Raw genomic sequence first — 26,798 nt, forward strand, 5'->3', positions numbered from 1 at the left:
AATACAATCAAAGCATGCAGTCTGCTGCCCGGATTTTCGATTTGGATATAAGGAGAAGTCATGAAACAGATTACCGCAGTGATCAAGCCGTTCAAGCTGGACGAGGTGCGTGAGGCACTGGCTGAGGTCAACGTTACCGGTTTGACCGTCACCGAGGTGAAAGGCTTTGGCCGCCAGAAGGGCCATACCGAACTGTATCGCGGCGCCGAATACGTGGTCGACTTCCTGCCGAAAGTGAAGGTCGAAGTGGTGGTCGATGACGGCGTGGCCGAACAGGTGGTGGACGCTATCATCAAGGCGGCCCGCACCGGCAAGATCGGCGACGGCAAAATCTTTGTGCAAAACGTGGAGCAGGTGATCCGCATCCGTACCGGCGAGACGGGACCGGACGCCGTGTAAAACGCTTTCCACTTCATTTGAAATGCCGGCTTAGCCGGCATTTTTTTTGCCACTTATTGCCGATGTGGAAGCGCTCCCCAATTTTGCCAATTGAGTCAGTGGCAAAATAAAATCTACGTTGACAGCGTTTTCTAAGAATTTCCCCTTGTTACCTCTTGTTTAGCGAGTGAGGTTAAACAGCGACACTGAATCTGGAACTATTTGTTCGGTCATCGCATTAATGTTAGCTTGCATACACCGGCACGCGAGGCCGGATAAAAAAATGAGGGAGACATACTTTGATCACGCAACAGATGACGGCCGCTGCCATGGCCGTGCCCCCACTTGTCCCGGCTCCGGGACACTACACCGCCGCTTATTCGCGCACAAATGAAAACGTTGTCATAGCTTGCCCATTTTAAGGAGATGAAATGAGCAGCAATGACGTGCATGGCGGCCCGATTCGCAGGATTGTCATCGTCGGCGGCGGCACCGCCGGCTGGATGACGGCCGCGCCGCTGGCGCAGCGCCTGTTGCGCCATCCCACCCAGCCGTGCGCGGTGACGCTGGTGGAGTCGCCTGAAATCGGTACCATCGGCGTCGGCGAGGCGACCCTGCCGACCATCCGCGCCTACAATGCGGCGCTGGGGCTGGATGCAGACGACTTTATCGCCAGGACCCAGGCCAGCTACAAGCTGGGCATTGAATTCAAGGACTGGGGCCACATCGGCAACCGTTTCTTCCATCCGTTCGGCGATTTCGGTCCGCCGCTGGCGGGCATCGGCGCGCACCAGCATTGGCTGCGCCTGGCGCAGGCGTTCAACAGCATGCCGGACATCGAGAACTGGTCGGTGGCCTCGGTCATGGCGCGTCACGGCAAGTTCACGCCGCCGAACGAGCAGACGCCGGGCATGACCGACGCCTATTCCTACGGCTTCCATTTTGACGCCAGCCTGTACGCCGCCTATCTGCGCGACTACGCGGTCACCCGCGGCGTCGAGCGCGTCGAAGGCATGATTGTTGACGTCGAGCAGCATCCGGAAAGCGGCTTCGTCACCGCCGTCAAGCTGGCTGACGGCCGCCGCCTCGAAGGCGACCTGTTCATCGACTGCTCGGGCTTTCGCGGTCTGCTGATCGAAGGCGCGCTGAAGGCCGGCTACGAGGACTGGAGCGAATACCTGCCGTGCAACAGCGCGCAGGCGGTGCCATGCGCGTCGGTGGAACAGCTGACGCCGTACACCCGTTCGACCGCCAAGGAGGCCGGCTGGCTGTGGCGCATTCCGCTGCAGCACCGCACCGGCAACGGCTATGTGTACAGCAACGGCTTTACCAGCGACGCGCGCGCACGCCAGGTGCTGCTCGACGGTCTCGACGGCGCCGCGCTGGACGAGCCGCGCCAGCTGCGCTTCGTCACCGGCCGCCGCCGCCAGTCGTGGGTCAAGAATGTGGTGGCGATTGGGCTGTCGGCTGGCTTCATCGAGCCGCTGGAATCGACCAGCATCAACCTGATCGAAACGGCGGTCGGCAAGCTGGTGGAACTGTTCCCGGAGCGCGATTGCAGCCCGGCGCTGGCCAACGAATTCAACCGCGTGATGGGCGGCCGCTACGAATCGGTGCGCGACTTCATCGTGCTGCACTACAAGCTGACCAAGCGTAACGATTCGGATTTCTGGCGCTACTGCGCCGACATGGCGATCCCGGATTCGCTGCGCCACCAGATCGAACTGTTCCGCGAGACCGGACGGGTGGCCATCCTCGACCGCGCCGGCTTCGCCGAACCGTCGTTCGTGGCGATGATGATGGGCCTGGGCGCGATGCCGAAGCGCCATGACCCGCTGGCGGAGCGCGTCGACATTCGCGCGGTGCACGGCCACTTCGCCGAATTGCGCGACCTGATCACGCAGGCCGTCGCGCGCATGCCGGATCACGGCGCGTATGTCGCCGGCCAGGCGGCGAGCGCGGCAAGCAATCACAAACTGAGGGAGGCATAAACCTTTCAACGATTATTGGCGTCAAGTGAATCACAAAAAACCTACAAGAGGGAGAGAGACAAAATGAATAAATTACAGAAAACTGCGATCGCCGCTGCGGTCGCGCAGGTGGTTGTGCTGCACGCCGTGCCGGCATGGGCGCAAACTGCGGATACCCCAAGCGTCGGACCGGTGGTGGTGGTCAGCGGCCAGCGCGCCGCCCTGCAATCCGCCCAAAAACTCAAACAGGATTCCGACGAGGTGGTCGACTCGATCGTCGCCGAAGACATCGGCAAGCTGCCGGACCGGTCGGTCACCGAAGTGCTGCAGCGTATCGCCGGCGTCACCATCGACCGCAATATGGCGGGCGACCCGAACCGCCAATCGGTGGAAGGTTCCGGCGTCTCGGTGCGCGGCCTGACCTACGTGCGCTCGGAAATCAACGGCCGCGACGCGTTCTCGGCCGGTGGCGGCCGCTCGCTCGGCTTCTCCGACGTGGCGCCGGAACTGATGGCCGGCGTGGATGTCTACAAGAATCCGTCGGCGGAACAAGTGGAAGGCGCTGTCGCCGGCCTGGTCAATCTGCGTACCGCCATGCCGTTCGACTTCAAGGGCTTCAAGGGTACGGTAGGGGTGTCGGAATCGTATTCGACGCTGCGCCAGGGCAAACCATCGCCAACCGCCACCGTGCTGCTGTCGAACCGCTGGCAGACCGACATCGGCGAGATCGGCGCGCTGATCGACTTCGCCCATGCCAAGAGCCCGAGCCGCTCGGACGGCGTCGGCGTCGACCCGTATTTCCCGCACGTGAACTCGACCGATCCTGCGCTGTACGACCGCAACAAGACGCAATGGATACCGCTGGGCGTCGGCTACCGCTCGCAGGAATTCGACCGCACCCGCCGCGGCGATTACGCGGCCTTCCAATGGAAGCCGAACAAGGACCTGACCGCCGGCCTGACCTACTTCAAGACCCGCTACAAGGAAGACCTGGACGAGCACGTGGTAGCGTCGTCCGAGGACAAGTGGTATCAGCAGGTTGCCAGCGCCAATTCGGTATTCGACAGCAATGGCGCATTCCAGAGCGGCACCATCTCGAATCCGACCTATGGCGGTTCGCCGTTCAACAGCTCGCAGCGCATCAACACGCGTGAATCGAGCACCCGCGACATCTCGCTGAACGTGCAGTGGCGCGTGTCGCCGGACCTGACCTGGACCAATGACTTCCAGCACGTGCGCTCGACCACCGAGGGCTTCGACGCCGACGTCTCGACCGGCTTCATCCTGCCGAACCAGACCATGGACATGACCGGCAAGGTGCCACAGATCGGTCTCGGCTCGGAAGCCTACATGGCCAACGCGCACAACTACTACTGGGCCTACACCCAGGAGGCGCTGGACCGCGCCACGGCCACCCAGAAAGCCTGGAAATCGGACGTCAAGTATTCGTTCGACGATCCGGTGCTGCGCGACATCCGCTTCGGCGTGCGCCTGGCCAATCGCGAAGGCGACAACAACAAGGCGCAGAAGTTCTACAACTGGCAGGCCATCACCTTCCCGTGGATGGAAGGCTGGCAGATTCCCGGCGTGGCCCGTCTGGACGATCCGCGCTTCGCCGGCGGTGCGTCGTTGCAGAAGATCGACAACTTCTTCGGCGGCAAATACAACCTGCCGCCCATGCTGTTTGCCGACTCGGCCACGGTGCGTGGTTTCCCCGACCAGTGGAGCAAGATCCACGCGTACCACGACGTGCTGTGCGCGGAGCAAGGCTCGACCTGTGATCCGTGGAAACCGGCCACGTTCAACGACCCGGCCGCCACCAACACGCAGACCGAGAAGACCCGCGCCGCCTATACGCAGCTGCGCTTCGGCTGGGATGACCTGAAGTTCCCGATCGACGGTAACGTCGGTATCCGCTACGTGCGCACGCAGGGCGCCGGCAGCGGTTACGTCGCCTACACGCCGCCGTCCACGCCATCGGTGGGCACCGGCGTCAACGTTACCGGTCTGGATAAGCTGATCAACATCGCGCCGTTCGCGGAAGCGCAGTCGTTCAAGAATTCCTACGGCAACTGGCTGCCGAGCCTGAATCTGCGCATGAAGGCCAGCAACGAACTGCAATTCCGCTTTGCGGCGGCGAAAGCGATGTCGCGTCCGGACTTCAACCAGCTGCAGGTGCAGACCACGCTGAGCGGCACCCATCTGCAGACGGTCACCCGCGACGCCGCCGGCAACACCACCGGCGTGGCGTTCAACGGCACCAGCCTGACCGGCACCAGCGACGGCAATCCGCTGCTGAAGCCGATCACTTCGACCAACGTCGACCTGACCGCCGAATGGTACTTCGCCAAGGCCGGTTCGCTGACGTTCTCGCTGTTCAACAAGGACCTCAAGGACATCATCGTCACCAAGAACTATGCGTACACGGCGAACGATGTGACCGGCAAGCAGCAGACCTTCGTGGTGACCGGTCCGGTCAACGGCGCCAAGGGCTTTGCCCGCGGTTTCGAGATCGCCCACCAGCAGTACTACGACTTCGTGCCGGACTGGCTGCGTGGCATCGGCACCCAGGCCAGCTGGACCTACGTGGAAAGCGAACGCACGCTGAAAGATCCGGTGTACGAAGCATGGTGCTCGGGTAACGATGCGTCGTCCAACTTCAACCTCAGCATCAACGGTTGCGATACCGACGCGCGCGCGTTCGGCAAGACTCCGCTGCCGGGCCTGTCGCGTCACACGGTCAACCTGGCGCTGATGTACGAGCAGCACGGCCTGTCGCTGCGCGTGGCCTACAACTGGCGTTCGCGTTACCTGCTGGGTGTGAACCAGTGGGGCAGCCGTGGCAACAACGGCCTGAACACGAACCCGACCGCCAGCTCATTCCTGATCCCGACCACCAACAACGACCAGGCCTTCGGTCTGCCGTTGTACCAGGCGGCGTATGGTCAGGTGGATGCTTCGATCTTCTATGACTTCACGGACAAGTTCCGCGTCGGCCTGGAAGGCACCAACCTGGGCAATGCGTACACGCGCCAGATCATGCAGCAGCACTCGGGTGACTTCACCCGCCAGGTGTTCATGAGCGGGCCGCGTTACACCTTGCTGGCGCAGTACTCGTTCTAAGCGGAATTAATGGTGGCTACGGAGGTGCAGGTCGAACTTCCAGGTCACCAGCCGCAGAATCGCGATGAACGCCGCGCTGGTCCACAGCGCGGCGTCGTCGGACACCAGGTCGGCGTATTGCAGGCCGATGTAGAGCCAGGTGCCGAAGAAGGCACAGATGGCGTAAGGCTTGCCGTCACGCAGCACCATTGGCACTTCGTTGCAGACGATGTCGCGCAACACGCCGCCGAAAATGCCGGTGATCACGCCCATCATCGAGGCGATGAAGATCGGCATGTGGGCCGCCTGCGCCTGCGCCACGCCGGCCACGGCAAACAGGCCGAGACCGACCGCGTCGGCCACCACAATCACCCGTTCCGAAATGATCTGCTTGACGGTGCGCATCAGCGGCGTCGCCACCAGTGTCAGCACGAAGATCAGGATCACGTATTCCTGGTGCATGACCCAGAACAGCGGCCGCTTGTCGAGCAGGATGTCGCGCAGCGTGCCGCCGCCGAATGCGGCGATGAAGGCCACGGTGAAGACGCCGACGATGTCCATGCGCTTGCGGCGCGCCTCCACGAATCCAGATAGCGCGCCAACCAGGATCGCCATGATTTCAATGATGGTGATCAGCGAGACGTGAACCGGGACGTGCTTCATGTAGGCGTATGGACAAGGTTGCAATGCACATAGGCTAACATGGCCGCCTCAAGCGCGGTAGGGCTGTTGCATCATATCAACGTACGACACGTGTCAAACAACAGTTCGCGCACCCAGCTGCGCGCCGGATCGCGCTCGGTGCGCTGGTGCCAGGCGGCGATCTTGCGGAAGCCTGCGATCTCCAGCGGCGGTTCCAGCAGTGCCAGGCCATCGGTCAGCACCGCCAGCTTGTGCGGCACCACGGCGATCAGGTCGCTCACGCGCAAGAAGTCTTGCAGCACCAGGAAGCTGGTCACCGACAGGGTGACGCGGCGCGCGCGGCCCATGGCGGCCAATGCCGTGTCGGTGGCGCCGGCGAAAGGGTTGCCGCTGTACGAGACCAGCGCGTGGTCCAGCGCGCAGAACTGGTCCAGCGTCAGCGGGCCTTGCGCATCCGGGTGGTCGGCGCGCAGCACGCAGACGTAGCGCTCGTCGAAAAGGAAGCGTGTGTGCAGCTCAGGCGTGGCGGTTTCCGGTGTGATCAGCGCCAGGTCGACGTCGCCACGCTCCAGCTGCGTGAGCAGGCTGTCGTGCACTGGCTGCACCGCGACGCGGATGCCGGGCGCCTGCCGGCGCAGCGCCGACAGGAAGGGCACCATCACGGCGCGCAGCGCGTAGTCGGTGGCGGCGATGGTCAGCGTCAGCTCGGCGGTGGCGGGGTTGAAGCCTTGCGGCCGCAACATGCCTTCGACCTCGGCCAGCAGCTGTTTAACCGGACCGGCCAGGGCCAGCGCGCGGGTGGTGGGCACCATGCCGCGCTGGGCGCGCACGAACAGCGGATCGTCGAAGTGGTCGCGCAGGCGGGTCAGGATGCCGCTGACCGCCGGCTGAGTCAGCGACAGCCGCTCGGCGGCGCCGGTCACGCTGCGCTCGTCGAGCAGGGCGTCGAGCGCCTTGAGCAAGTTGAAGTCGAAGGTCCTGATATCAGCTGGCATGATGTTTAAAATAAAAAAGATCGATTGGATTTATTCTACGCCAGGTCGCATCATTGGGCTTTTCAGGGAGCCCTTATGAGCGACATTATCTGGCCGGCGGCATATCTGCCCGGCACCACCGACAACTACGTATCGAATGAAATCACCGTGGCGGGCCTCAGCGCCGCCGACGTCTGGGCGCAACTGGATAACACCGACGCATGGCCTGGCTATTACAGCAACGCGTCGGAGATCTGCTTCCACGATGGCAGCGGCCCGACGCTGAGCGCCGGCGCGCGCTTCCGCTTCACCACGTTCGGCTTCGCGGTCGAGGCGGAAGTGGTCGAGTATGTGCCGCCGGCGCCTGGTCAGGCGGCACGCGTGGCGTGGCATGGATGGGTGGAGGGCGACGCCGCTGGGCGGCTGGATGTGCATCACGCCTGGCTGTTCGAAGACTTGCCGGGCGGCCGCGTGCGGATCCTGACGCAGGAAACGCAAAATGGCCAGCCAGCCCGCGAGCTGGCTGTCACCACGCCGAATCCGATGCTGAATGCACATCAGGATTGGATCACTGGACTGGCTGGCGCTGCACGGCGCGCACTGGCAGGCGGACTAGAGAGCTAACCCGCACACCGGGAAGAGGGGTCTGACCCGTACGGGGTCAGACCCCGCGGCGGAGCGCAGTGCGGGTTTAGCGCTGAGGTTGCAGGGCGGCGCGCAGCAGCACGATCAACGCGCCTTCGCCACCTTCGTGATTGCGCGCCTGGCAGAACGCCACCACGCCTTTTTGCACCAGCCAGCTGTGCACCATCGATTTCAGTACCGGCTCCTGGCCGCGCGAGCCGAAGCCGCGTCCGTGGATGACGCACACGCAGCGCTGGTTGCGTAGCCCGGCTTTGCTCAGGAACGCGCCCAGCGCATCGCGCGCCTGGTCGCGGTTCATGCCGTGCAGGTCCAGCTCGTCCTGCACCGGCCAGTGGCCCTTGCGCAGCTTCTTCATTACATCCGGACCCACGCCCGGCGCCGAATAATTCAGCGCCGGATCGTCTTCCAGATAATGGTCGACTTCAAACAGGTCCGACAACGATTCCTTCAACACCGCCGCGTCGTCTTCCGCCTGCGTCAGCTTGCGGGCGGGGGCTGTCGTGGCCGCTGCGCCGACACCCTTGGGCACCGACGGCGGCACATAGCGGTCCGACACCGGCATGCGCTTGACGCCGCCCAGCGCGGTCTGGAACAGGTTGGCTTCCACCACTTGTTTCTTCTGCTGCTGGACGCGCTCCGCCTCCTTGACGGCGCGCGTTTCGGCCTGCTCCTTGAGCTGTTTGCTCAAGGATTTGAGGTCGGCGAAGTCTTTCAGGCCCACGGATTACTCCTGGCCTTCCAGGTAACGCTGGGCATCCAGTGCGGCCATGCAACCGGTGCCGGCGCTGGTGATCGCCTGGCGGTAGATGTGGTCCTGCACGTCGCCGGCGGCAAACACGCCCGGTACGCTGGTGGCGGTGGCCATGCCTTCGCTGCCGGTTTTGGTCTTGATGTAGCCGTTGTGCATGTCCAGCTGGCCTTCGAAGATGCCGGTGTTCGGCTTGTGGCCGATCGCCACGAACAGGCCGTGCACGGTGACGTCGGTGACGGCGCCGGTCTCGGTCGATTGCAGCTTGACGCCGGTGACGCCGCCTTCATTGCCCAGCACTTCCTGCAGCGTGTGGTTGTACTTGATCTCGACCTTGCCTTCGGCGACCTTGGCGTTCAGGCGGTCGATCAGGATGGCTTCGGCACGGAACTTGTCGCGGCGGTGCACCAGCGTGACTTTCTTGGCGATGTTCGACAGGTACAGCGCTTCCTCGACCGCGGTGTTGCCGCCGCCGATCACCGCCACGTCCTGGTTGCGGTAGAAGAAGCCGTCGCAGGTGGCGCAGGCCGACACGCCTTTGCCCATGAATTCCTGCTCCGACGGCAGACCGAGGTACTGGGCCGAGGCGCCGGTGGCGATGATCAGCGAATCGCAGGTGTATTCATGGCTGTCGCCGATCAGGCGAATCGGCTTTTCCTGCAACTTCACGGTATGGATGTGGTCAAACACGATTTGCGTGTTGAAGCGCTCGGCGTGCTGCAGGAAACGCTGCATCAGGTCCGGACCGGTCACGCCCATCGGGTCGGCTGGCCAGTTTTCCACGTCGGTGGTGGTCATCAGCTGGCCGCCTTGCTCAACGCCGGTCACCAGCATCGGGTTCAGGTTGGCGCGGGCTGCGTAAATGGCTGCGCTGTAGCCGGCAGGGCCGGAGCCGAGGATCAATACGCGCGCGTGTTTAGGAGTGGTCATGGCAGGCTTCTTAAATTATGTTGGATTAATCCGAATGTGGGGGCGCGAACAAGGGCGGCAAGGGCATGCCGCTATTGCAATTGCGCAAGCAATACAAGATTATAGTGCAAGCAGGGAATCAGGATGAATCGTGGGGGCGGTTGTTGCTCTTATGCCTTAGAATACCGCTATAGGAATATTTCCTGACCGCCAACGTTGCAACACCTTAATACCTATGAGCAGTAAAAAAGTTCAGGAACGCACGCCGCGCACCGCCGCAGCCGCCGCTTCCTCATCGTCCGGCTACACCCGCACGCCTACCGAACGCCAGCCCCTGCCGAACCGGCTGGTGCGGCTGCTGTCGGAGGCGCGCTGGCTGGCGCTGGCCGTGCTGGGCCTGTATTTCGTGCTGATCCTGGCCACCTACAACAAGACCGATCCCGGCTGGTCGCATGAGACGCTGGTGCCGAAAGTCGCCAATGTGGGCGGCCGTGCCGGCGCCTGGCTGTCCGACCTGCTGCTCTATATCTTCGGCATTTCCGCCTGGTGGTGGGCATTCTGCATGTTGCGGCTTGTGTGGAAGGGCTATCGCCGGCTGACCCATAAATATGTGCTGTCGACCGAACCGGAGCCGGAACACGCGCAGGAGGGCCTGATCCGCTGGATCGGCTTCGCGCTGCTGTTCATCGGCAGTGTCGGGCTGGAGTTTTTGCGCCTGCGCACGCTGACCAGCCATGCGCAGCTGCCGCGCACCTCGGGCGGTGTGCTGGGCGAGCTGATCGGGCATTCGGCGCATGTGGCGTTCGGCTTCACCGGCGCCACCTTGCTGCTGTTGCTGCTGTTCGGCCTGGGCTTCAGCCTGTTCTTCCATGTGTCGTGGCTGGCGGTGGCCGAGCGTATCGGCGGCGCCGTCGAGAACGCCATTGACTGGTTCATCCAGCGCTACCAGTACCGCGAAGACCGCCGGCAGGGCGAAGTGGCGGCCGTCAAGCGCGAGGAGGTGGTGGTGCACGAGCGCGCCAAGCACGTCGAGAAACATCCGGTGGCCGAGCCGTCGATCAAGGTCGAGCCGCAGGTGGTCACCGTGGTCAAGTCCGAGCGGGTCGAGAAGGAGCGTCAGGCCAGCCTGTTCAAGGATCTGCCGCAGGCGACCGGCGATGGCGCCTTGCCGGCCTTGTCCCTGCTGGATGAGGCGGCGGAGACACAGGAAACCATTTCCATCGAGACGCTGGAATTCACCAGCCGCCTGATCGAGAAGAAGCTGTCCGACTTTGGCGTGGACGCCAAGGTGGTGGCGGCCTACCCGGGGCCGGTGGTGACGCGCTACGAGATCGAGCCGGCCACCGGCGTCAAGGGCAGCCAGATCGTCAACCTGGCGCGCGACCTGGCGCGTTCGCTGTCGCTGACCTCGATCCGCGTGGTCGAGACTATCCCGGGCAAGAATTACATGGCGCTGGAGCTGCCGAATCCGAAACGCCAGATCGTGCGTCTGAGCGAGATCGTCGGTTCCAAGGTCTACCACGACAATCCGTCGCCGCTGACCGTGGCGCTGGGCAAGGACATCGCCGGCAAGCCGGTGGTGGCCGACCTGGCCAAGATGCCGCACTTGCTGGTCGCCGGTACCACCGGTTCGGGTAAATCGGTGGGGATCAACGCCACCATCCTGTCGCTGCTGTACAAGTCCGACCCGCGCGACGTGCGCATGATCCTGATCGATCCGAAGATGCTGGAGATGTCGGTGTACGAAGGCATTCCGCACCTGCTGGCGCCGGTGGTGACCGACATGCGCCAGGCCGGCCACGCGCTGAACTGGGCGGTCAACGAGATGGAGCGCCGCTACAAGCTGATGTCCAAGCTGGGCGTGCGCAACCTGGCCGGCTACAACGCCAAGATCGCCGAGGCCAAGAAGCGCGAAGAACATATTCCGAATCCGTTCAGCCTGACGCCGGATTCGCCTGAGCCGCTGGAGAAACTGCCGACCATCGTCATCATCATCGACGAGCTGGCCGACCTGATGATGGTGGTCGGCAAGAAGGTGGAAGAGCTGATCGCGCGTATCGCGCAAAAGGCGCGTGCGGCCGGCCTGCACTTGATTCTGGCGACGCAGCGCCCATCTGTAGACGTGATTACCGGTTTGATCAAGGCGAATATTCCGACCCGTATCGCGTTCCAGGTGTCGTCCAAGATCGACTCGCGCACAATTCTCGACCAGATGGGCGCGGAAGCGCTGCTGGGTATGGGCGACATGCTGTATATGCCGCCTGGCACCGGTTTGCCGGTGCGGGTGCACGGCGCGTTTGTGTCGGATGACGAGGTGCACCGGGTGGTCAAGCACCTGAAGACTACCGGCGAGCCGGACTACGTGGACGGCATCCTCGAAGGCGGCACGCTGGAAGGCGAGGGCGGCGGCGCCGATGGCGCGGCGCCGGGCGAAGGCGGCGGCGAGGCCGATCCGATGTACGATCAGGCGGTACAGGTGGTATTGAAGAATCGCCGGGCGTCGATCTCGCTGGTGCAGCGGCATTTGCGCATCGGCTACAACCGCGCGGCGCGCTTGCTGGAACAAATGGAAAATAGTGGCGTCGTCTCACCGATGCAATCGAACGGCAACCGCGAGATTCTGGTGCCGGTTGCCAGTGCAGAATAAAAAGGATAAACCGTATGAAGCGTTTTAAATCGATGGCCGTGCTGACTGCCGGCCTGGTGCTTGCCGGCGCGGCCAGTGTGGCCAGCGCCAGCGCGCTGGAACAGTTCAAGTCCTTCGTCTCGTCGACCAAGGCGGCCAAGGGCGAATTCGTTCAGACCCAGGTAAAGGGCACCAACGGCGACACGCCGAAGGCCAACAAGAATTCCAGCGGCACGTTTGTGTTTGCCCGTCCCGGCAAGTTCATCTGGACTTACTCGAAACCGTACGAGCAGGTGTTGCAGGCCGATGGCGACCAGATGTTCATCTACGACAAGGATCTGAACCAGGTCACCACCAAGAAACTGGGCGATGCGCTGGGCTCGTCGCCGGCCGCCATCCTGTTCGGCAGCAATGACCTGGAAAAGAACTTCACGCTGTCGGAGGGTGGCACCCGCGACGGCCTGGAATGGCTGAAAGCCGTGCCGAAAGCCAAGGACACCAGCTTCGAGCAAATCACCATCGGCCTCAAGGACGGCTTGCCGGCCGCGATGGAGCTGAAGGATTCCTTCGGCCAGACCTCGGTGCTGAAGTTCAGCAAGATCGAAAAAAATCCTGCGCTGAGTGCCACCAGTTTTAAATTCGTCATGCCCAAGGGCGCCGACGTATTCAATAATTAAGCCTCAGCGATCGCATTCCAACGCCGCAGCTGCGACGCTGCGGCGTTTTTCCATTTCAGACCATGGCAGATTTATTTTCCACCGAACCACGGCAGCCGCTGGCCGAAGCGCTGCGGCCCAAGACGCTCGATGAGGTCATCGGCCAGCGCCACCTGCTGGGGCCGGGCAAGCCGCTGCGTCTGGCGTTCGACTCGGGGCAGCCGCATTCGATGATTTTGTGGGGGCCGCCGGGCACCGGCAAGACCACGCTGGCGCGCCTGACCGCCAAGGCCTACGACTGCGAATTCATCGCCTTGTCGGCGGTGTTCTCGGGGGTCAAGGATATCCGCGCCGCGATGGAGCAGGCGCAGCACAAACTGGACATGGGCAAGCACACCATCCTGTTTGTCGACGAAATCCACCGTTTCAATAAATCTCAGCAGGACGCGTTGCTGCCGTATGCCGAATCCGGACTGGTGACGCTGATCGGCGCCACCACGGAGAATCCTTCGTTCGAGGTCAACTCGGCCTTGCTGTCGCGCGCGCAGGTCTACGTGCTGAAGTCGTTTGACGAAGCCGAACTGCGGCAGATGGTCGACCGCGCCCGCGACAAGGTGCTGACCCAGCTGGAGTTCGAGGACGCGGCGATCGACACGCTGATCGGCTATGCCGACGGCGACGGCCGCCGCCTGCTCAATCTGCTGGAAGTAACTGGCACCGCCGCCAACGCCGCCAAGACCAACAAAATTACCGCCGAGTTCATCCAGAACGCGCTGACCTTGAACGCGCGCCGCTTCGACAAGGGCGGCGACAATTTCTACGACCAGATCTCGGCCCTGCACAAATCGGTGCGCGGCTCGAATCCGGACGCCGCGCTGTACTGGCTGTGCCGCATGCTGGATGGCGGCGCCGATGCGCGCTACCTGTCGCGCCGCATCGTCCGCATGGCGTGGGAAGACATCGGCCTGGCCGATCCGCGCGCGATGCAAATCGCCAACGATGCCGCCACCACGTTCGAGCGGCTCGGCTCGCCGGAAGGCGAACTGGCGCTGGGGCAGGCGGTGATCTATCTGGCCATCGCCGCCAAGAGCAACGCTGGCTACAACGCCTTTAACGAAGCCATGGCGTTTGTGCGCAAGGACAAGTCGCGCGAAGTGCCGGTGCACCTGCGCAACGCCCCGACCAAGCTGATGAAGGAACTGGGCTACGGCCACGACTACCGCTACGCCCACGACGAGCCGCACGCCTACGCCGCCGGCGAAACCTACTTCCCCGACGACATGCGCGAGCCCGGCTGGTATCAACCGGTGCCGCGCGGGCTGGAAGCCAAGGTCGCCGACAAGCTGGCGTTCCTGCGACAGTTGGATAAGGACGCCGGGAAAAGCTAAGGAAAAATTGCATTGGGGCCGGCCCACCTCAACGTGCCATGCAGTTGCCTCGGAGCTCGGACACCCAGCTCCAACTTCCTCCTTGCGGTGATTACCTATGCCGGCTCGGTGGCTTGTGCTGCATCAATCCGTATGTTGGACCCCTGTCAAAGTTCGGCAACATCAGCGAGTAGATGATCAAGACTTTCATCTACTATGCGAGGTTGAATATGTCGTTCGTTTACAAGGAAGTGCGGTCGCTCGAAGGCAGGGACAAGGTTGGAAATGCAGAGTGCGTCACGCTAATTAAGGCATATACGAAAGCCGGCTGGACTGGTGGCTGGAGGCAAGGTGCCAGCGTAATGGGAAATCGCGCTTTGCCGCAGGGGACAGCGATTGCCAATTTTGTTGATGGTAAGTGGCCCGGCAAGGCCCACGGCAATCATTCTGCGTTTTATATGGGGCAGGTGTCGGACGGAATTTATATCCTCGATCAATGGCCTGGCAAGCCGAAGATCGGCAAGCGTTTCGTTCGGCGCCAGGGGCGGGATGCGCGGGGCAACTCATCAATCCTTCAGACAACGCCGATGCATTTTTCGTGATTGAATAAGGCATGAAGAAATTTCTCATTGCGACGGCAGCCGGTTGGCACGTATCGGCAGCACAAGTTTTTGCCGCTCCCGTCCATTATCAGTGCCCTCAAGAACTTCCCGCCGCTGCGGTACGGGTTCAATCTCAGCCTGGCTGGACGAGCTTTGTCGGCTCGCCACTCTATCTTCACGGCGCCGCCGCCGCTGATGGTCCGCCTGCCCGTCTTGGCATTTTGCGGGGCGAGGATGGCAAGAGGGGCAAGACGTCGTGGACGCAAAAATATTCGCTCGAAGGTACTTATCCGGAGGGAAAGTGGCTACGTTGCGATTATGGCGCATTGGGCGAAATTTCCTTGGGGATGCGCCTGCCTGACAACGTTAGAGCGTGCGTCGTTACCGGGAAAAAGGGTGTGCATGCAGGAGAAAACGAGTTCGATATCGTATGCTACTAGTTGCTATGCGGAGCGCGGGAAATGTTGTTAAGATATAACATTCAAGGGTTCGGGCATTAGAGGAATAGCATGCAGCAGAAGGTGGTCGACGATGTCGACATTTATATTGAAGGCGAGGGTGCCGAGACCATCGTGATGATCCACGGCTGGCCCGATACCTACCGCGTCTGGGACGCGCAGGTGGCCGAGTTGCGCCACCGCTACCGCTGCGTGCGCTTCACGCTGCCGGGCTTCGACATCACCAGGCCGCGCCGCTCGTATTCGCTGGACGCGATGATGCGCGTGCTGCTGCACATTGTGAACAGCGTCAACAACAAGGAAAAAGTCATCCTGATGCTGCACGACTGGGGCTGCGTGTTTGGCTATGAGTTCTACATGCGCAACAAGGCGCTGGTGTCGGCCATTATCGGCGTCGATATCGGCGACGCGCAATCGAAGGCCACCATCCGTTCGCGTTCGGTCGGCCAGAAGCTGATGGTCAGCGGCTATCAAAGCACGCTGGCGCTGGCCTGGGCCATCGGCGGTCCGGTCGGCACGGTGATGACGCGCACCATGGCGCGCGTACTGGGGGCGCCGTCGCCGCGCGAGCACATCAGCGTCGGCATGGATTACCCGTATTACATCCTGACCGCCGGTGCGGCCGGATCGTACAGTTCGCTCGTGCCGTTTGTGCCGAAAGTGCCGATGCTGTTCATCTACGGCACCCGCAAGCCGTTCATGTTCCATTCGCCGCAATGGACCGAGACCATGGCGGCGCGCGAAGGCTGCAAGGTGGTGGCGATGGAAACCGATCACTGGCCGATGATACGCCAGCCGGAACGTTTCAATGACGTCGTCACCAGCTGGCTGGAAAAACCAGCCGTTGACGAGGAAAACCAGGAAGAGGACGCCGCCTGAGCAGGCGGCGCTCGGCTTAACGCAGGCGGATTGGTTTCTGGTACGGCGCGAATGGCGGCGGCGGCAGCTGCGCCGAGGCGTAGGCCTGGCGGAAGCAGTCGGCTTTCTTGCCTTCGACGTCCGTGGTGCTGCGCGTCACTTTGCCCGAGGCGTCCAGCGTCAGGATGATCACCACCGGATGCTTGGAAATGTCGTGGCAGTTGCCGCGCTCGTCGAGTTTCTGCGCATTGTTATAGTTCAGCGAGATTTCTTCGTACTTGGTGGCTTTGTCGTTCGGGAACTGGGCGTTGAACTTGTTCATCTCGCCGGCGAAATTGGGATTGGCCGGTGGTGCTGGTTCGTCCTTGCCGCCGCCGCCCATGGTCGAGCAACCGGTGGCGATCAGCAGGACGGCGCTGGCTGCTGCAAGAGTCAGGATATTGGTCTTCATTTCTTCTCCTCATTGAATGTACTGTTGAATACATAGTACAAATTTCACCCATCTTGTGGCGCACGATTAGTTGCGTAGGAGAAATCCTACAGCGGCTCGGCGGCGGCGCGCGAGGTGCAGGCGGCGCACTGCCGGCGCCGTCTTTTTGCATTTCAGACGCTGTTTTTTGCGCTTCATCGCATCCCCGTGGCGGGCCATAACGCCTTTAGGTACAGTACAACCATACCGCAGCACTTACTGACCCACCACCCCAAGGAGCACATCATGAACATCGCTAAAAACATGGAAATCATCTTCGTCGCCGCTACCGTGATCGCCGGCGCCACCACCTTCGCCACCGCCGCCGACGAATACGATGCCGTGGTCGCCGCTCCGGTCGCCAAAGTGGTCGTGCTCGACAAAGCCGCCACCATGCCAACCGTGACTGTCACCGCCAAACGCCTGACCGCCGCCGAAAAAGCCGCGCTGTAATGGCGGCAGCCGGCGGGCTGCGCAAAACTCGCAAGCAAGTGGCGTCGTCTTGGTACAATGGTTGTTTTCGTTATAAACGCCTTTGCTCCCATGATTGATATCCAACTGCTCCGTAAAGATATAGCTACCGTCGCCGCGCGCCTGGCGACCCGCAAGTTCCAGCTCGATGTGGACGCGTTCAACGCGCTCGAGGCGGAACGCAAAGCGATCCAGTTGCGCACCGAAGAGCTGCAGGGCAAGCGTAATTCGCAGTCCAAGCTGATCGGCATGATGAAGGGCAAGGGCGAGGACACCTCGGCGCTGATGGCGGAAGTCGCCGGCCTCGGTGACGAGCTGAAAGCCAATGAAGCAAAACTGTCCGAGTTGCAGGCCACGCTGGGCGACTTCCTGCAAACCATCCCGAACCTGCCGCACGAATCGGTGCCGGTCGGCACGGATGAAAGCGGCAACGTGGAAGCGCGCAAGGTTGGCACGCCGCGCAGCTTCGATTTCGAGATCAAGGACCACGTCGACATCGGCGCGCCGCTGGGCCTGGACTTCGACACCGCGACCAAGCTGACCGGTTCGCGCTTCTCGGTGATGAAAGGCGGCATCGCCCGTCTGCACCGCGCGCTGGCGCAGTTCATGCTGAACACCCACACCGACGAGCACGGTTACACCGAGTGCTACACCCCGTACATGGTCAACGCCGATTCGCTGCGCGGCACCGGCCAGCTGCCGAAGTTTGAAGCCGATTTGTTCTCGGTGAAAAAAGGCGGCGCGGAAGGCGAGGGCGAGACCTTCTACCTGATCCCGACCTCGGAAGTGTCGCTGACCAACATCGTGCGCGACGAGATCCTGGCGGCCGAAGCACTGCCGCTGAAGATGACCGCCCACACCCCATGCTTCCGCTCGGAAGCGGGCAGCTACGGCCGCGACACCCGCGGCATGATCCGCCAGCACCAGTTCGACAAGGTCGAGATGGTGCAGGTGGTGCATCCGGACCATTCGTACGCGGCGCTGGAAGACATGGTCGGCCACGCCGAAACCATTCTGCAACGCCTGGGCCTGCCGTACCGCGTGATGTCGCTGTGCACCGGCGACATGGGCTTCGGCGCCACCAAGACCTACGACCTGGAAGTGTGGCTGCCGGCGCAGAATACTTACCGCGAGATTTCGTCGCTGTCGAACTGCGAAGCGTTCCAGGCGCGCCGCATGCAGGCGCGTTTCCGCAACGCCCAGGGCAAGCCGGAATTGCTGCACACGCTGAACGGTTCCGGCCTGGCCGTGGGCCGCACGCTGGTCGCCGTGCTGGAGAATTATCAGCAGGCTGACGGCTCGGTGGAAATCCCGGCCGTGCTGCGTCCGTACATGGGTGGACTGACCCATTTAAAAGCATAAATTTAGTCCTTCCATTTTCTCAACCACCTGCTATAATCTTGCCTTCTCGCAGCAGCAGGTGGGAAAAACGGAGAGGTGGCAGAGTGGTCGAATGTACTTGACTCGAAATCAAGCGTAGGGGCGACCCTACCGTGGGTTCGAATCCCACCCTCTCCGCCATTTGTTTGGATGTGAGAAAAAGTAGTAAAAATGCGTCACCAGGAGAGGTGGCAGAGTGGTCGAATGTACTTGACTCGAAATCAAGCGTAGGGGCGACCCTACCGTGGGTTCGAATCCCACCCTCTCCGCCAATATTCAGTAAAAAAGCCTCCGCAAGGAGGCTTTTTTATTTTCAGGCTACAATGCGAAAAATTATTAAGGAGCCAATTTGAAATCCCTTATCGCATTGTTGATATCCACCATGCTGGCCGGCGCCGCCCACGCCGCTACGCCTAATCCCACCCCCGACGACGTCAAGGCCGCGCACGACCTGCTGGCCTCGATGCAGGCCGAGAAAATGATGCGCATGACGGCCGGCATGAGCAAGTATGCGTCGCCGGAGCAGCGTAAGCAGGTGATGGACAAGGTCATCAACCTGCAGCCGGAATTTGTCTACACGCGACTGGCGACGCCGGTGGCCAAGCTCCTCAGCAAAGACACCGCGCTGGAGATGACCAGGTTCTACCAGTCCAGCTACGGTAAGAAAGTGCTGCACGATACCTATAACAGCAGCGCCCAGATGTATCCAAGCGCGCCCAAGCCAACGCCAGCCGAACAGGCCGAGCTGAAAAAGCCGGCTTACATCAAGGCCGACCAGGAATTCAAGGCCAACGAATCGGCCATCCACCACGAGACCTTCGTGCTGCTCAAAGAAATCATCAGCAGCAAATAACGCTCAGGCGCCGCAGCATTTCTTGAACTTCTGGCCGCTGCCGCACGGGCAGGGATCGTTGCGGCCGGCCTTGGCCACTTTCGGTTGCGGCGCGTGGAAGAAGGCGTTGATCTGCACCACGGCCGGCGTCACTTTGGCGGCTTTCACCGGCGGCTGGAACGGCGCCAGCAAGGCCGGCTGGCTGGCGCGCAGCGGCGCCCAGGCATCGTGGTTCAGCTGCACGCCGGCCAGGAAGCCGGCGCACCAGGCTTCGGCGGTCCAGCTACCGCCGCATTCGTAGATCGGCTCGAAGCTGGCCGGATCTTTCTCCAGCCAGGTTTGCATGTAGGCGTGGTGACGTTCGATCAGCGCCACCGCGTCGTCACGGCCGGCGCTATCGCCAGCGCCCCAGACTAGCGGCAACCAGGCCGCCGCCGGCGCGTCGACCGGACCGGCCACCAGCGCCGTCAGCAGGCCTTCCAGCCCGGCCACGTCCAGCGCCCGCGGGCCGACGGCGGCCAGCAGGTCGTCGAGTTGGTCGTATTCGTCATCGGTGAGGGGGGCGGTCGGGCTCATGGCGGCAGTCGGTGAAATTGGCAAGCCGCCATTGTACCTACTTGGCCTTGGGTGGCGCCGGTTTCTTGGCGGGAGGGTCGACGATCAGCACGTGCTTGTCGAGCGCGCCGGTTTTTTCCTGTTTGACGACTTGCACCGCCACCGGCCGGTGGTCGTATACCGAACGCGGCGCTTTTGGAGCCAGCATGATTTCCCCTCTGTTGTGTTGTTGAAACCGCAAATGGGAGCGATTTCCAATTTTACAAGTAGACAAAGATGTATACTTCCTGAATACTAGGGTTTCCACCATTCCGGAATCACACCATGTTCAAGAAGCTCGCTTTGGCTGTTGCCTTGTTGCCGCTGGCGGTACACGCCTCCAATCTGCCGGATTATCCGTTCATCCACACCAGCGGTGAGGCGATGCAGCGGATTGTGCCCGATCTGGGCGAGATCGATTTCGACATCAGCGCCTACGACGCCGATCCGGCGCTGGCGGTGGCGCTGGTGGCCACGCGGGCCGAGCAGGTGCGCGCCTTGCTGGCCAGCGCCGACCCCGAGGCCGTCACCGAGATCCACAATATGCGCAAGGAGATGCGCAAGCCGGAACCGGGCGAAGCGCCCGGCGCGCAGGCGTATGACATTCGCAGCTCGGTGCATATCGCCGTCAACGACCTCGGCAAGTGGCGCGCCATCATGCAGGGCCTGCTGGACATGCCGAATATCGACCACATGGCCACCACCTTCGGCCGCAAGGACCGTGAGCAGACGGAGCAGGAACTGACCGCCGCCGCCGTCAGGGATGCGCGGCGCCGCGCCGACGCCATCGCGGCCGGCTTCGGCAAGAAGGCGGGCGCGGTCACGGCCATCACCTCGGGCCAGCTGCGCAATCTGACCGGGTCGATCGGCCTGATGCCGGGCGATACGTATTTCCGCCGCGATACGCGCTCGGCCGCCGCCCAGTCGCCGGACAAGGATTTCCTGTCGTACGACCTGCTGAGCTGGTCGCAGACGGTGGATGTGATTTTCCGCATCAAGTGAGCGGCTGGCGGCCGGTGTGCGCTGGCGCACGCCGGCGCGCATTGCCGCCTTGTTTCTGGCTGCGCCTCCCCAACAATGAAGTCATGTTCACAGTGCAGGAGGACGCAGCATGCTTGACGCCCATACCACCCCCGATCCCGAAGTGCCGCCGCCACCGCCGGAAAAAGACCCGCCGCCCGACAACACGCCGGTGCCGCAGCAGGCGCCGATCGAAGAACCGACGCCACCCAAGCCGCCGATCAAAACCTGACGTTTCGCCGCCCATACGTGCGCCAGCGCACCGTCCGTTGCGTGGAACGGACGGTATTCTGGTTCCACGCTCTGCAATGCCGTGAGAATCTGTGACAGTCGTTGCTACACGGACACATATTTTAATATTTGTGTTCATCGTCACATTGGGGTCATGAAAGAGTTTCTATAATTTAGTCATATCGTCAGGTTCAGTTCACGGAGAGCAATCATGGGCAATTCATTACACAACAAAATCTACCTCGGCCGCCGCAGTGTCGCCTTGAGCGCGAAGCGTGTACAAGCCCTGATTTGCATTGCCGCCTTCACCAGCATCGGCCTGGTGTGGCTGGCCATCCGCGCGCTGCAATAAACCTGCATTGCAGTCTGGTTGCCGGCGCCGGCGCCGCCTGCGGCTTGCCGCCGTGCCGCCGTGCGCGTACCATGAGGGCCGCAGCAGTCTCTTATGGAAAAAATGGCAATGAAGAATGAAAAATTCACGCAGGACGAATATGACGCCCTGTACGAAATCAAACGCGGCATCAAGGGTGAGCGCGTCAGCGCCTGCATCGGCCGCAACACCAAGCGCCTGTCCGGCCTCAAACTGATCAGCATCGCCCATAACGGCCGCATTTCGCTGACCGACAAGGGCGAACAGACCATCTTCCTGCACCGTTGCGTGCTGGGTCTGCGCGCGGTCTCGGCCCAGCCGGGCGTGACGCTGGACGCCGATGTGGCGATGTTCCTCGGTAAAAAATCGCACGTGCTGGCGCGTCCGGAAGGCGGTTTCGAGATCAGCGACAAGGGCCGCGAATCGCTGGCCGACATCACCAGCCAAGGCTTCTGATCAAAACGCTCCACGGAGCGTTTTTTTTTGCTGTAAAGTATGGCTTACACAGCAATAGTGAATGCAGATTTGATATGACCACCAACACGCTGCACAAGTTCCGCAAGCTTTTCCGCGTGCTGGTCACTGCTGTGGTGGTGGTGTTGCTGATTGTGAGCCTGTTCGTGGTGCATGTACTGAACCAGAGCCGCAAGCGCTATTACGCGGCGGCCGAGGAAACCTCGCACAATCTGGCGGTGTCGCTGGAAAATTATCTGCACTCCCACTTCCAGGAGGCCGACCTGGCCCTGCGCCGCGCCGACCTGGAGTTCCGCACCCTGCACCAGCAGGGCCGTTTCGACGACGCCCAGTTCAGCGCCTACCTGCGCAGCCTGAAGGAGCGCCTCCCGCACGCGCAGGCGGTGCGCGGCGCCAATGCCGCCGGGCTGGTGGTGTATGGCGAGCAAATCGATCTGCAGCATCCGCAAGACCTCAGCGTGCGCGAATTCTATGCGCGCCTGGCGACCGCGCACGAGATGGTGTTCGGCGTGCCGGTGCAGTCGCGCATCACCGGCGAGTGGGTGCTGCCGCTGGTCTATCCGCTTACCCTGGCCAACGGCGACTTCGGCGGCACCGCCTATGTGCTGATGAACAATAGCCGCATCGACGAGGCGTTTGCGGCGCTGAACATCGGCGCCAATGGCTCGATCGTGCTGCTGGACGACCGCAGGCGCGTGCTGCACCGCTACCCGGACGTGCCGGACATGCAGTTCGGCAGTCTGGTCAAGGTCAACCCGCTGACCCAGGCCATCCTCGACGGCAAGCGGCAGCGCGCCAGCTATACGGTGGTCAGCCCGCGCGACCAGCGCGAGCGCACGCTCAGCATCGAAAAGATCGGCGCCTATCCGGTGTACGTGGTGGTGGGGCTGGCCAGCGAGGATTTCCTGGCGCCGTGGTACAAGGAGATCCGCAACGCCTCGCTGTTCCTGGCGGTGCTGCTGGGGCTGGCGCTGGTGCTGGTGCGCGGCGTGCAGTTCGGCCTGCGCGAGCAGTTCAAGGCGCTGACGGCGCTGGGCGAGTCGGACCAGGCCCTGCAACAATCGCTGGCGCGGCTGACGGCGTCGGAGTCGCGCTGGCGCTCGCTGACCGAGGGCTTGCCGCAAATGGTGTGGACCGCCACGCCGGCCCTGCGCATCGATTTCATGAGCCACCACTGGGAAAGTTTCAGCGGCCTGCCGGCGGAGCAGCTGATGGCCGGCGGCGACTGGTCGCGGGTGATCCACCCGGATGATTTGCCGACCCTGACGGCGGCTTGGCAACGGGCGCTGGCCGATGGCGACCAGTTCCGCTGTGACTGCCGGCTGCGTCGCCACGACGGCGTCTGGCGCATCTTCGACAACCATGCGCTGCCGCAGCGCGACGCCGACGGCGCCATCGTCAGCTGGGTCGGCAGCAGCACCGACAGCACCGAGCTGCGCGCCGCCCACGACGATCTGTTGCAGGCCAAGGAGGCGGCCGACAAGGCCGGCCGCGCCAAGTCGGACTTCGTCGCCAATATGAGCCACGAGATCCGTTCGCCGATGAATGCGGTGCTGGGCATGCTGCAATTGCTGCGGCAGACGGCGATGAGCGGGCGCCAGCAGGATTATGTCGACAAGGCGCATGCGGCCGCCAGCGCGTTGCTGGGCCTGCTCAACGATGTGCTGGATTTCTCCAAGGTCGAAGCCGGCAAGCTGGGGCTCGATCCCCATCCGTTCCGGCTCGACAAGCTGTGGCGCGATCTGGCGGTGATTTTGTCGGCCAACGTTGGCGACAAGACCATCGAGGTGCTGTTCCGCATCGATCCGGCGCTGCCGCCGATGGTGGTGGGCGATGCGCTGCGCTTGCAGCAGATTCTGCTGAATCTGGCCGGCAACGCCATCAAGTTCACCGAGCGTGGCGAGGTGGTGGTGTCGGCCCAGCTGGTGTCGCAGAGCGAGCACACGCTGTCGATCGCGTTTGCGATCCGCGACACCGGCATCGGCATCGCGCCCGATCAATGCGAGCGCATCTTCGACGGCTTTTCGCAGGCCGAGGCGTCGACGGCGCGCCGCTTTGGCGGCACCGGGCTGGGACTGGCCATTAGCCAGCGGCTGGTGCGGCTGATGGGCGGCACCTTGCGCGTGGTCAGCGAGGTGGGGCAGGGCAGTGTGTTCGATTTCGCGGTGGAGTTCGGCATTTCGGCGGTCCAGCCGGACAGCGCGCCGGCGCCGTTGCAGGATGCCTTGATGCGTGGCCTGTCCTGTCTGGTGGTGGACGATAATCCGGTGGCGCGCACGGTGTTGCGCGAGATGGCGGCCTCGTTCGGCTGGCGCGTGGAGGTGGCGGCCGACGGCTACGAGGCGCTGGAGGCGATTGCCGGCCAGGCCGCGCGGCGCAAGGCGTATGACGTGGTGTTCATCGACTGGCGCATGCCGACCATGGATGGCTGGGAAACCAGCCGCCGCATCCGCCAGCTGGCGCCGCAGGGCAAGACGCCGCTGATCGTGATGGTGACGGCGCACGACCGCGAGCTGCTGGCGCAGCGCCAGCAGGAATTGTCGCCGGTGCTGGACGGGTTTGTGGTCAAGCCGGTGACGGCGTCGATGCTGTTCGATGCGGTGGCGGATGCGCGGCTGGAGCACCGCAAGCCGGCCTTGCTGGCGGCGGTGGCGGTGCCGGCGCGGCGGCGCCTGGCCGGCCTGCGGCTGCTGCTGGTGGACGATAATCCGGCCAACCAGCAGGTCGCCAGCGAGTTGCTCAGCAATGATGGCGCGCAGGTCGAGGTGGCCAATTCCGGGGCGATGGCGCTGGCCGTCGTCGGGCGGCAGGGAGCGTTGCCGGATTTGATTTTGATGGATATCCAGATGCCGGAGATGGATGGCTACCAGACCACCCACGCAATCCAGGCGCGGCTGGGCGTGAACACGCCGCCGATCGTGGCGATGACCGCCAACGCCATGGCTTCCGACCGCATCGCCGCGCTGGAGGCGGGCATGGTCGATCACATCGGCAAGCCGTTCGATCTGGAGCAGTTGATTGAAGTGATCCTGAAGCACGCGCGCCGTGGCGGCGTGGCGCTGGCCGGTGCGCCGGCCGCTGTCGCGTGGCATGCCGACGCTGCAGCGAATGCGCCGCGCACTACCGCCGCTGTCAATGCGCCGCACGCCGCCGGCGCTGCCAATGCGTCACGCGCCGCCGCCGTTGCCTCTGCGCCCGATGGCGCCGCAACTGCGCTACGGGGTGGTGGCGATGGCGCCGTCGTATCCGGGCCGCTGCCCGACGCCGGCTTGAACAGCGCTGCCGCGCTGAAGCGGCTGGGGGGATTGGAGTCGGTCTATCTGATCGCGCTGCGCAGCTTCATCGCCGAGGCCGAAAAGCTGGCGGCGCAGCTGCAAGCCGCGCGTGACGATGAAAACTGCAACGCCGCCTTGCCGGCCCTGCACACGCTCAAAGGCCTGGCCGGCACGGTCGGCGCCGACCGCCTGGCGGCGCTGAGCTTTCAAGCCGAACTCGCCCTCAAGGAAGACGACGCCGTCTGGGCGCCGCTGGAGCAGGTGCTGGACGCCTGCCCCGGCGTCGCCGGCGACATCGAACAACTGCTTAGCGGAAGCCGTCCGCGCTGATCTCGATCTCGCTGACCTCGCCATAGGTCTTGGCGATCGCGCGGATCGCCTCGGCCTTGCCGACCAACACCGTTTGCAGCTGCTTGCGCGGGAAGTGCTTGTCGACCAGCGCCTTGGCCTTCTCCGGCGTCAGGCTGTCGACGTCGCGCGTGAAGTTGTCGATCTGCGCCCGGTCCACCCGGTTGGCGTACATATCGCCCAGCAGGCTGGCCAGCTGCTCGCTGGTTTCGTAGCGCGGCGGGAACTGGCCTTTCACATACGCCTTGGCCGATGCCAGCGTGGCGGCGTCGATGCCCTTGTCCCACAGGCGCTGGTAGGTCTTGTGCGCCAGCGCCAGTGCCGCCTCGGTTTTCGGCAGCGCGGTAAAGCTGCTGATGGCGAAGGTGCCGGTCTGCGCCAGCGTGGCGAACTGGCTGTTGGCGCCATACGTCAGGCCGGAGTTGACGCGCAATTCATCGTTCAGCCACGAGGTGAAGCGGCCGCCCAGCACCGTGTTGACCACTTGCAGCTGCACGTAGTCCGGATCGTTGCGGGCGATGCCGGCGCCGCCGATCAGGAAGGTGGTTTCGATCGCGTCCGGCTTGTTCACCAGCAGTACGCGGGCCTTGCTGGCCTGCACCTTGCCGTTGTCCTGCGCGGCCGGCGCCGGGCCGCTGGCTTGCCACGCGCCGAACAAGGATTCGATCTGCTGCCGCATCGCCGTTTTCTGGAAGTCGCCCACCACGATGATGGCGGCGTTGTCGGGACGGTAGTAGCGCTGGTAGTAGCCGCGCACGTCGCCCTGCTTGAGCGCGGCCATGCTGCTGATGGTGCCGCTGGCCGGGATGCCGTACGGGCGGTCGCCGAACAGCATGGCGCGGTAGTAGGTCTGCACCACGTTGCGCGGCGCTTCCTTGGCCTGCTTGATGCCGTTGACCTTGCGCGCGCGCAGCTTGGCCAGTTCGGCGTCGTCGAAGTTCGGCTGCTGGACGATTTCTGCGAACAGCGGCAGCAGCGCGGCCGTGTCGGCCTTGGCGAAGTTGGCTTGCACGGTGCTGGCCTCGGTGCCGGCGCCGCCGGCCAGGCGCGCGCCGCGATAATCAAACGCCTGGTCGATGCTGGCCTTGTTGTGGGCGGCGGTGCCGAGCAGCAGGGCGTCGCCGGTCAGATTGGACAGGCCGGGCTGCGCGCCGTCGTTGACGGCGCCGGCCTTGATCACGGCGCGCACCGCAATCAGCGGCACGTCGTGGCGTTCCATCAGGTACACGGTCAGGCCGTTCGGCAGGGTGACGGTGTCGAACTCCGGCAGGCGAAATTCGGCGGCGGCGGCCTGCACCGGCGTGGCGGACAGCACGCTGGCCGACAATGCGGCGGCCATGGCGGCGGCGATGGCGGCGCGGGCGGCGCGCTTGGCGCCGGCAGTCAGTGGGCTATTCAT

26 protein-coding genes and 2 tRNA genes are annotated in these 26,798 nt (G+C 63.1%); 20 read left to right on the forward strand and 8 right to left on the reverse strand.

Annotated elements, in window-relative coordinates:
• Positions 1–60 precede the first annotated feature (60 nt).
• The 3 genes from HH213_RS21190 to HH213_RS21200 all read left to right on the forward strand — a co-directional run bounded on the left by HH213_RS21190 (position 61) and on the right by HH213_RS21200 (position 5,471).
• Positions 61–399 (forward strand): P-II family nitrogen regulator, encoded by a 339-nt coding sequence (locus HH213_RS21190; RefSeq protein WP_019922031.1) that lies wholly within the window; start codon positions 61–63, stop codon positions 397–399.
• Positions 400–809: 410 nt separating this feature from the next.
• Complete coding sequence (locus tag HH213_RS21195) at positions 810–2,369, forward strand: tryptophan halogenase family protein (protein ID WP_169113545.1); 1,560 nt, start codon at positions 810–812, stop codon at positions 2,367–2,369.
• Positions 2,370–2,432: 63 nt separating this feature from the next.
• Entirely contained in the window at positions 2,433–5,471 is a 3,039-nt protein-coding gene (locus HH213_RS21200; protein WP_169113546.1) for a TonB-dependent receptor, read from the forward strand.
• Positions 5,472–5,477: 6 nt separating this feature from the next.
• Here the strand turns inward: HH213_RS21200 and HH213_RS21205 are convergent, their stop codons facing one another.
• Together HH213_RS21205 and HH213_RS21210 are read right to left on the reverse strand one after the other, a co-directional pair.
• Positions 5,478–6,113, reverse strand: coding sequence for a trimeric intracellular cation channel family protein (locus HH213_RS21205; RefSeq protein ID WP_110848538.1), 636 nt, complete (start codon positions 6,111–6,113; stop codon positions 5,478–5,480).
• Positions 6,114–6,184: 71 nt separating this feature from the next.
• Positions 6,185–7,087, reverse strand: coding sequence for a LysR family transcriptional regulator (locus HH213_RS21210; RefSeq protein WP_169113547.1), 903 nt, complete (start codon positions 7,085–7,087; stop codon positions 6,185–6,187).
• A gap of 75 nt (positions 7,088–7,162) precedes the next feature.
• Here HH213_RS21210 and HH213_RS21215 point away from each other — a divergent pair, with 75 nt between their 5' ends.
• Positions 7,163–7,690 (forward strand): SRPBCC family protein, encoded by a 528-nt coding sequence (locus HH213_RS21215; RefSeq protein WP_169113548.1) that lies wholly within the window; start codon positions 7,163–7,165, stop codon positions 7,688–7,690.
• Between the two features lie 67 nt (positions 7,691–7,757).
• On the opposite strand, the gene HH213_RS21220 is transcribed toward HH213_RS21215, so the two are convergent.
• Together HH213_RS21220 and trxB are read right to left on the reverse strand one after the other, a co-directional pair.
• On the reverse strand, positions 7,758–8,432 hold the full coding sequence (locus tag HH213_RS21220; protein ID WP_110848535.1) for a Smr/MutS family protein: 675 nt from the start codon (positions 8,430–8,432) through the stop codon (positions 7,758–7,760).
• 3 nt (positions 8,433–8,435) lie between these two features.
• Positions 8,436–9,389 carry a thioredoxin-disulfide reductase gene (trxB, locus tag HH213_RS21225; RefSeq protein WP_110848534.1) on the reverse strand — a complete coding sequence of 318 codons (954 nt, stop codon included), beginning with the start codon at positions 9,387–9,389 and terminating at the stop codon, positions 8,436–8,438.
• A gap of 214 nt (positions 9,390–9,603) precedes the next feature.
• On the opposite strand from trxB, the gene HH213_RS21230 reads away from it, so the two are divergent.
• From HH213_RS21230 to HH213_RS21255, 6 genes are all read left to right on the forward strand, one after another.
• Complete coding sequence (locus tag HH213_RS21230; protein WP_110848533.1) at positions 9,604–12,015, forward strand: DNA translocase FtsK; 2,412 nt, start codon at positions 9,604–9,606, stop codon at positions 12,013–12,015.
• Positions 12,016–12,029: 14 nt separating this feature from the next.
• Complete coding sequence (gene lolA, locus HH213_RS21235; RefSeq protein ID WP_110848532.1) at positions 12,030–12,671, forward strand: outer membrane lipoprotein chaperone LolA; 642 nt, start codon at positions 12,030–12,032, stop codon at positions 12,669–12,671.
• 62 nt (positions 12,672–12,733) lie between these two features.
• A complete protein-coding gene (locus HH213_RS21240) occupies positions 12,734–14,038 on the forward strand; it encodes a replication-associated recombination protein A (protein ID WP_169113549.1) in 1,305 nt (434 codons plus the stop codon).
• 173 nt (positions 14,039–14,211) lie between these two features.
• Positions 14,212–14,619, forward strand: coding sequence for a BPSL0067 family protein (locus tag HH213_RS21245; RefSeq protein WP_169113550.1), 408 nt, complete (start codon positions 14,212–14,214; stop codon positions 14,617–14,619).
• Positions 14,620–14,630: 11 nt separating this feature from the next.
• Positions 14,631–15,059: an STY0301 family protein gene (locus HH213_RS21250; RefSeq protein ID WP_169113551.1), complete on the forward strand. Its 429-nt coding sequence runs from the start codon at positions 14,631–14,633 to the stop codon at positions 15,057–15,059.
• Positions 15,060–15,128: 69 nt separating this feature from the next.
• The gene (locus tag HH213_RS21255) at positions 15,129–15,956 is read left to right on the forward strand and encodes an alpha/beta fold hydrolase (protein WP_169113552.1); all 828 of its coding nucleotides are present in this window, start codon (positions 15,129–15,131) and stop codon (positions 15,954–15,956) included.
• Between the two features lie 16 nt (positions 15,957–15,972).
• Here HH213_RS21255 and HH213_RS21260 read toward each other — a convergent pair whose 3' ends face one another.
• Entirely contained in the window at positions 15,973–16,386 is a 414-nt protein-coding gene (locus HH213_RS21260; RefSeq protein ID WP_161055400.1) for a hypothetical protein, read from the reverse strand.
• A 264-nt stretch (positions 16,387–16,650) separates the two neighbouring features.
• Here HH213_RS21260 and HH213_RS21265 point away from each other — a divergent pair, with 264 nt between their 5' ends.
• The 5 genes from HH213_RS21265 (at position 16,651) to HH213_RS21285 (ending at position 19,108) form a co-directional block, all read left to right on the forward strand.
• Positions 16,651–16,857: a hypothetical protein gene (locus HH213_RS21265; RefSeq protein WP_161051622.1), complete on the forward strand. Its 207-nt coding sequence runs from the start codon at positions 16,651–16,653 to the stop codon at positions 16,855–16,857.
• Positions 16,858–16,947: 90 nt separating this feature from the next.
• The gene (gene serS, locus HH213_RS21270) at positions 16,948–18,237 is read left to right on the forward strand and encodes a serine--tRNA ligase (protein ID WP_169113553.1); all 1,290 of its coding nucleotides are present in this window, start codon (positions 16,948–16,950) and stop codon (positions 18,235–18,237) included.
• A gap of 69 nt (positions 18,238–18,306) precedes the next feature.
• A tRNA-Ser gene (locus HH213_RS21275) sits at positions 18,307–18,396 on the forward strand.
• 41 nt (positions 18,397–18,437) lie between these two features.
• Positions 18,438–18,527 (forward strand) — tRNA-Ser (locus HH213_RS21280).
• A 77-nt stretch (positions 18,528–18,604) separates the two neighbouring features.
• The gene (locus tag HH213_RS21285) at positions 18,605–19,108 is read left to right on the forward strand and encodes a DUF2059 domain-containing protein (RefSeq protein ID WP_169113554.1); all 504 of its coding nucleotides are present in this window, start codon (positions 18,605–18,607) and stop codon (positions 19,106–19,108) included.
• A 3-nt stretch (positions 19,109–19,111) separates the two neighbouring features.
• Here the strand turns inward: HH213_RS21285 and HH213_RS21290 are convergent, their stop codons facing one another.
• Both HH213_RS21290 and HH213_RS21295 read right to left on the reverse strand, forming a co-directional pair.
• Positions 19,112–19,663 (reverse strand): UPF0149 family protein, encoded by a 552-nt coding sequence (locus tag HH213_RS21290; protein WP_169113555.1) that lies wholly within the window; start codon positions 19,661–19,663, stop codon positions 19,112–19,114.
• A 37-nt stretch (positions 19,664–19,700) separates the two neighbouring features.
• Positions 19,701–19,850: a hypothetical protein gene (locus tag HH213_RS21295; RefSeq protein WP_169113556.1), complete on the reverse strand. Its 150-nt coding sequence runs from the start codon at positions 19,848–19,850 to the stop codon at positions 19,701–19,703.
• A gap of 116 nt (positions 19,851–19,966) precedes the next feature.
• On the opposite strand from HH213_RS21295, the gene HH213_RS21300 reads away from it, so the two are divergent.
• The 5 genes from HH213_RS21300 (at position 19,967) to HH213_RS21320 (ending at position 25,381) form a co-directional block, all read left to right on the forward strand.
• Positions 19,967–20,683, forward strand: coding sequence for an SIMPL domain-containing protein (locus HH213_RS21300; protein WP_110848523.1), 717 nt, complete (start codon positions 19,967–19,969; stop codon positions 20,681–20,683).
• 109 nt (positions 20,684–20,792) lie between these two features.
• Positions 20,793–20,933: a hypothetical protein gene (locus HH213_RS21305; protein WP_169113557.1), complete on the forward strand. Its 141-nt coding sequence runs from the start codon at positions 20,793–20,795 to the stop codon at positions 20,931–20,933.
• A 210-nt stretch (positions 20,934–21,143) separates the two neighbouring features.
• Positions 21,144–21,284 carry a hypothetical protein gene (locus HH213_RS21310; protein ID WP_169113558.1) on the forward strand — a complete coding sequence of 47 codons (141 nt, stop codon included), beginning with the start codon at positions 21,144–21,146 and terminating at the stop codon, positions 21,282–21,284.
• A gap of 108 nt (positions 21,285–21,392) precedes the next feature.
• On the forward strand, positions 21,393–21,758 hold the full coding sequence (locus tag HH213_RS21315) for a hypothetical protein (protein WP_169113559.1): 366 nt from the start codon (positions 21,393–21,395) through the stop codon (positions 21,756–21,758).
• 74 nt (positions 21,759–21,832) lie between these two features.
• Positions 21,833–25,381, forward strand: coding sequence for a response regulator (locus HH213_RS21320; protein ID WP_169113560.1), 3,549 nt, complete (start codon positions 21,833–21,835; stop codon positions 25,379–25,381).
• On the opposite strand, the gene HH213_RS21325 is transcribed toward HH213_RS21320, so the two are convergent.
• Positions 25,359–26,798, reverse strand: coding sequence for a M16 family metallopeptidase (locus tag HH213_RS21325; RefSeq protein ID WP_229263093.1), 1,440 nt, complete (start codon positions 26,796–26,798; stop codon positions 25,359–25,361). The two genes, HH213_RS21320 and HH213_RS21325, sit on opposite strands and share 23 nt — an antisense overlap.

Source organism: Duganella dendranthematis (genome assembly GCF_012849375.1).
Taxonomy (GTDB): domain Bacteria; phylum Pseudomonadota; class Gammaproteobacteria; order Burkholderiales; family Burkholderiaceae_D; genus Rugamonas; species Rugamonas dendranthematis.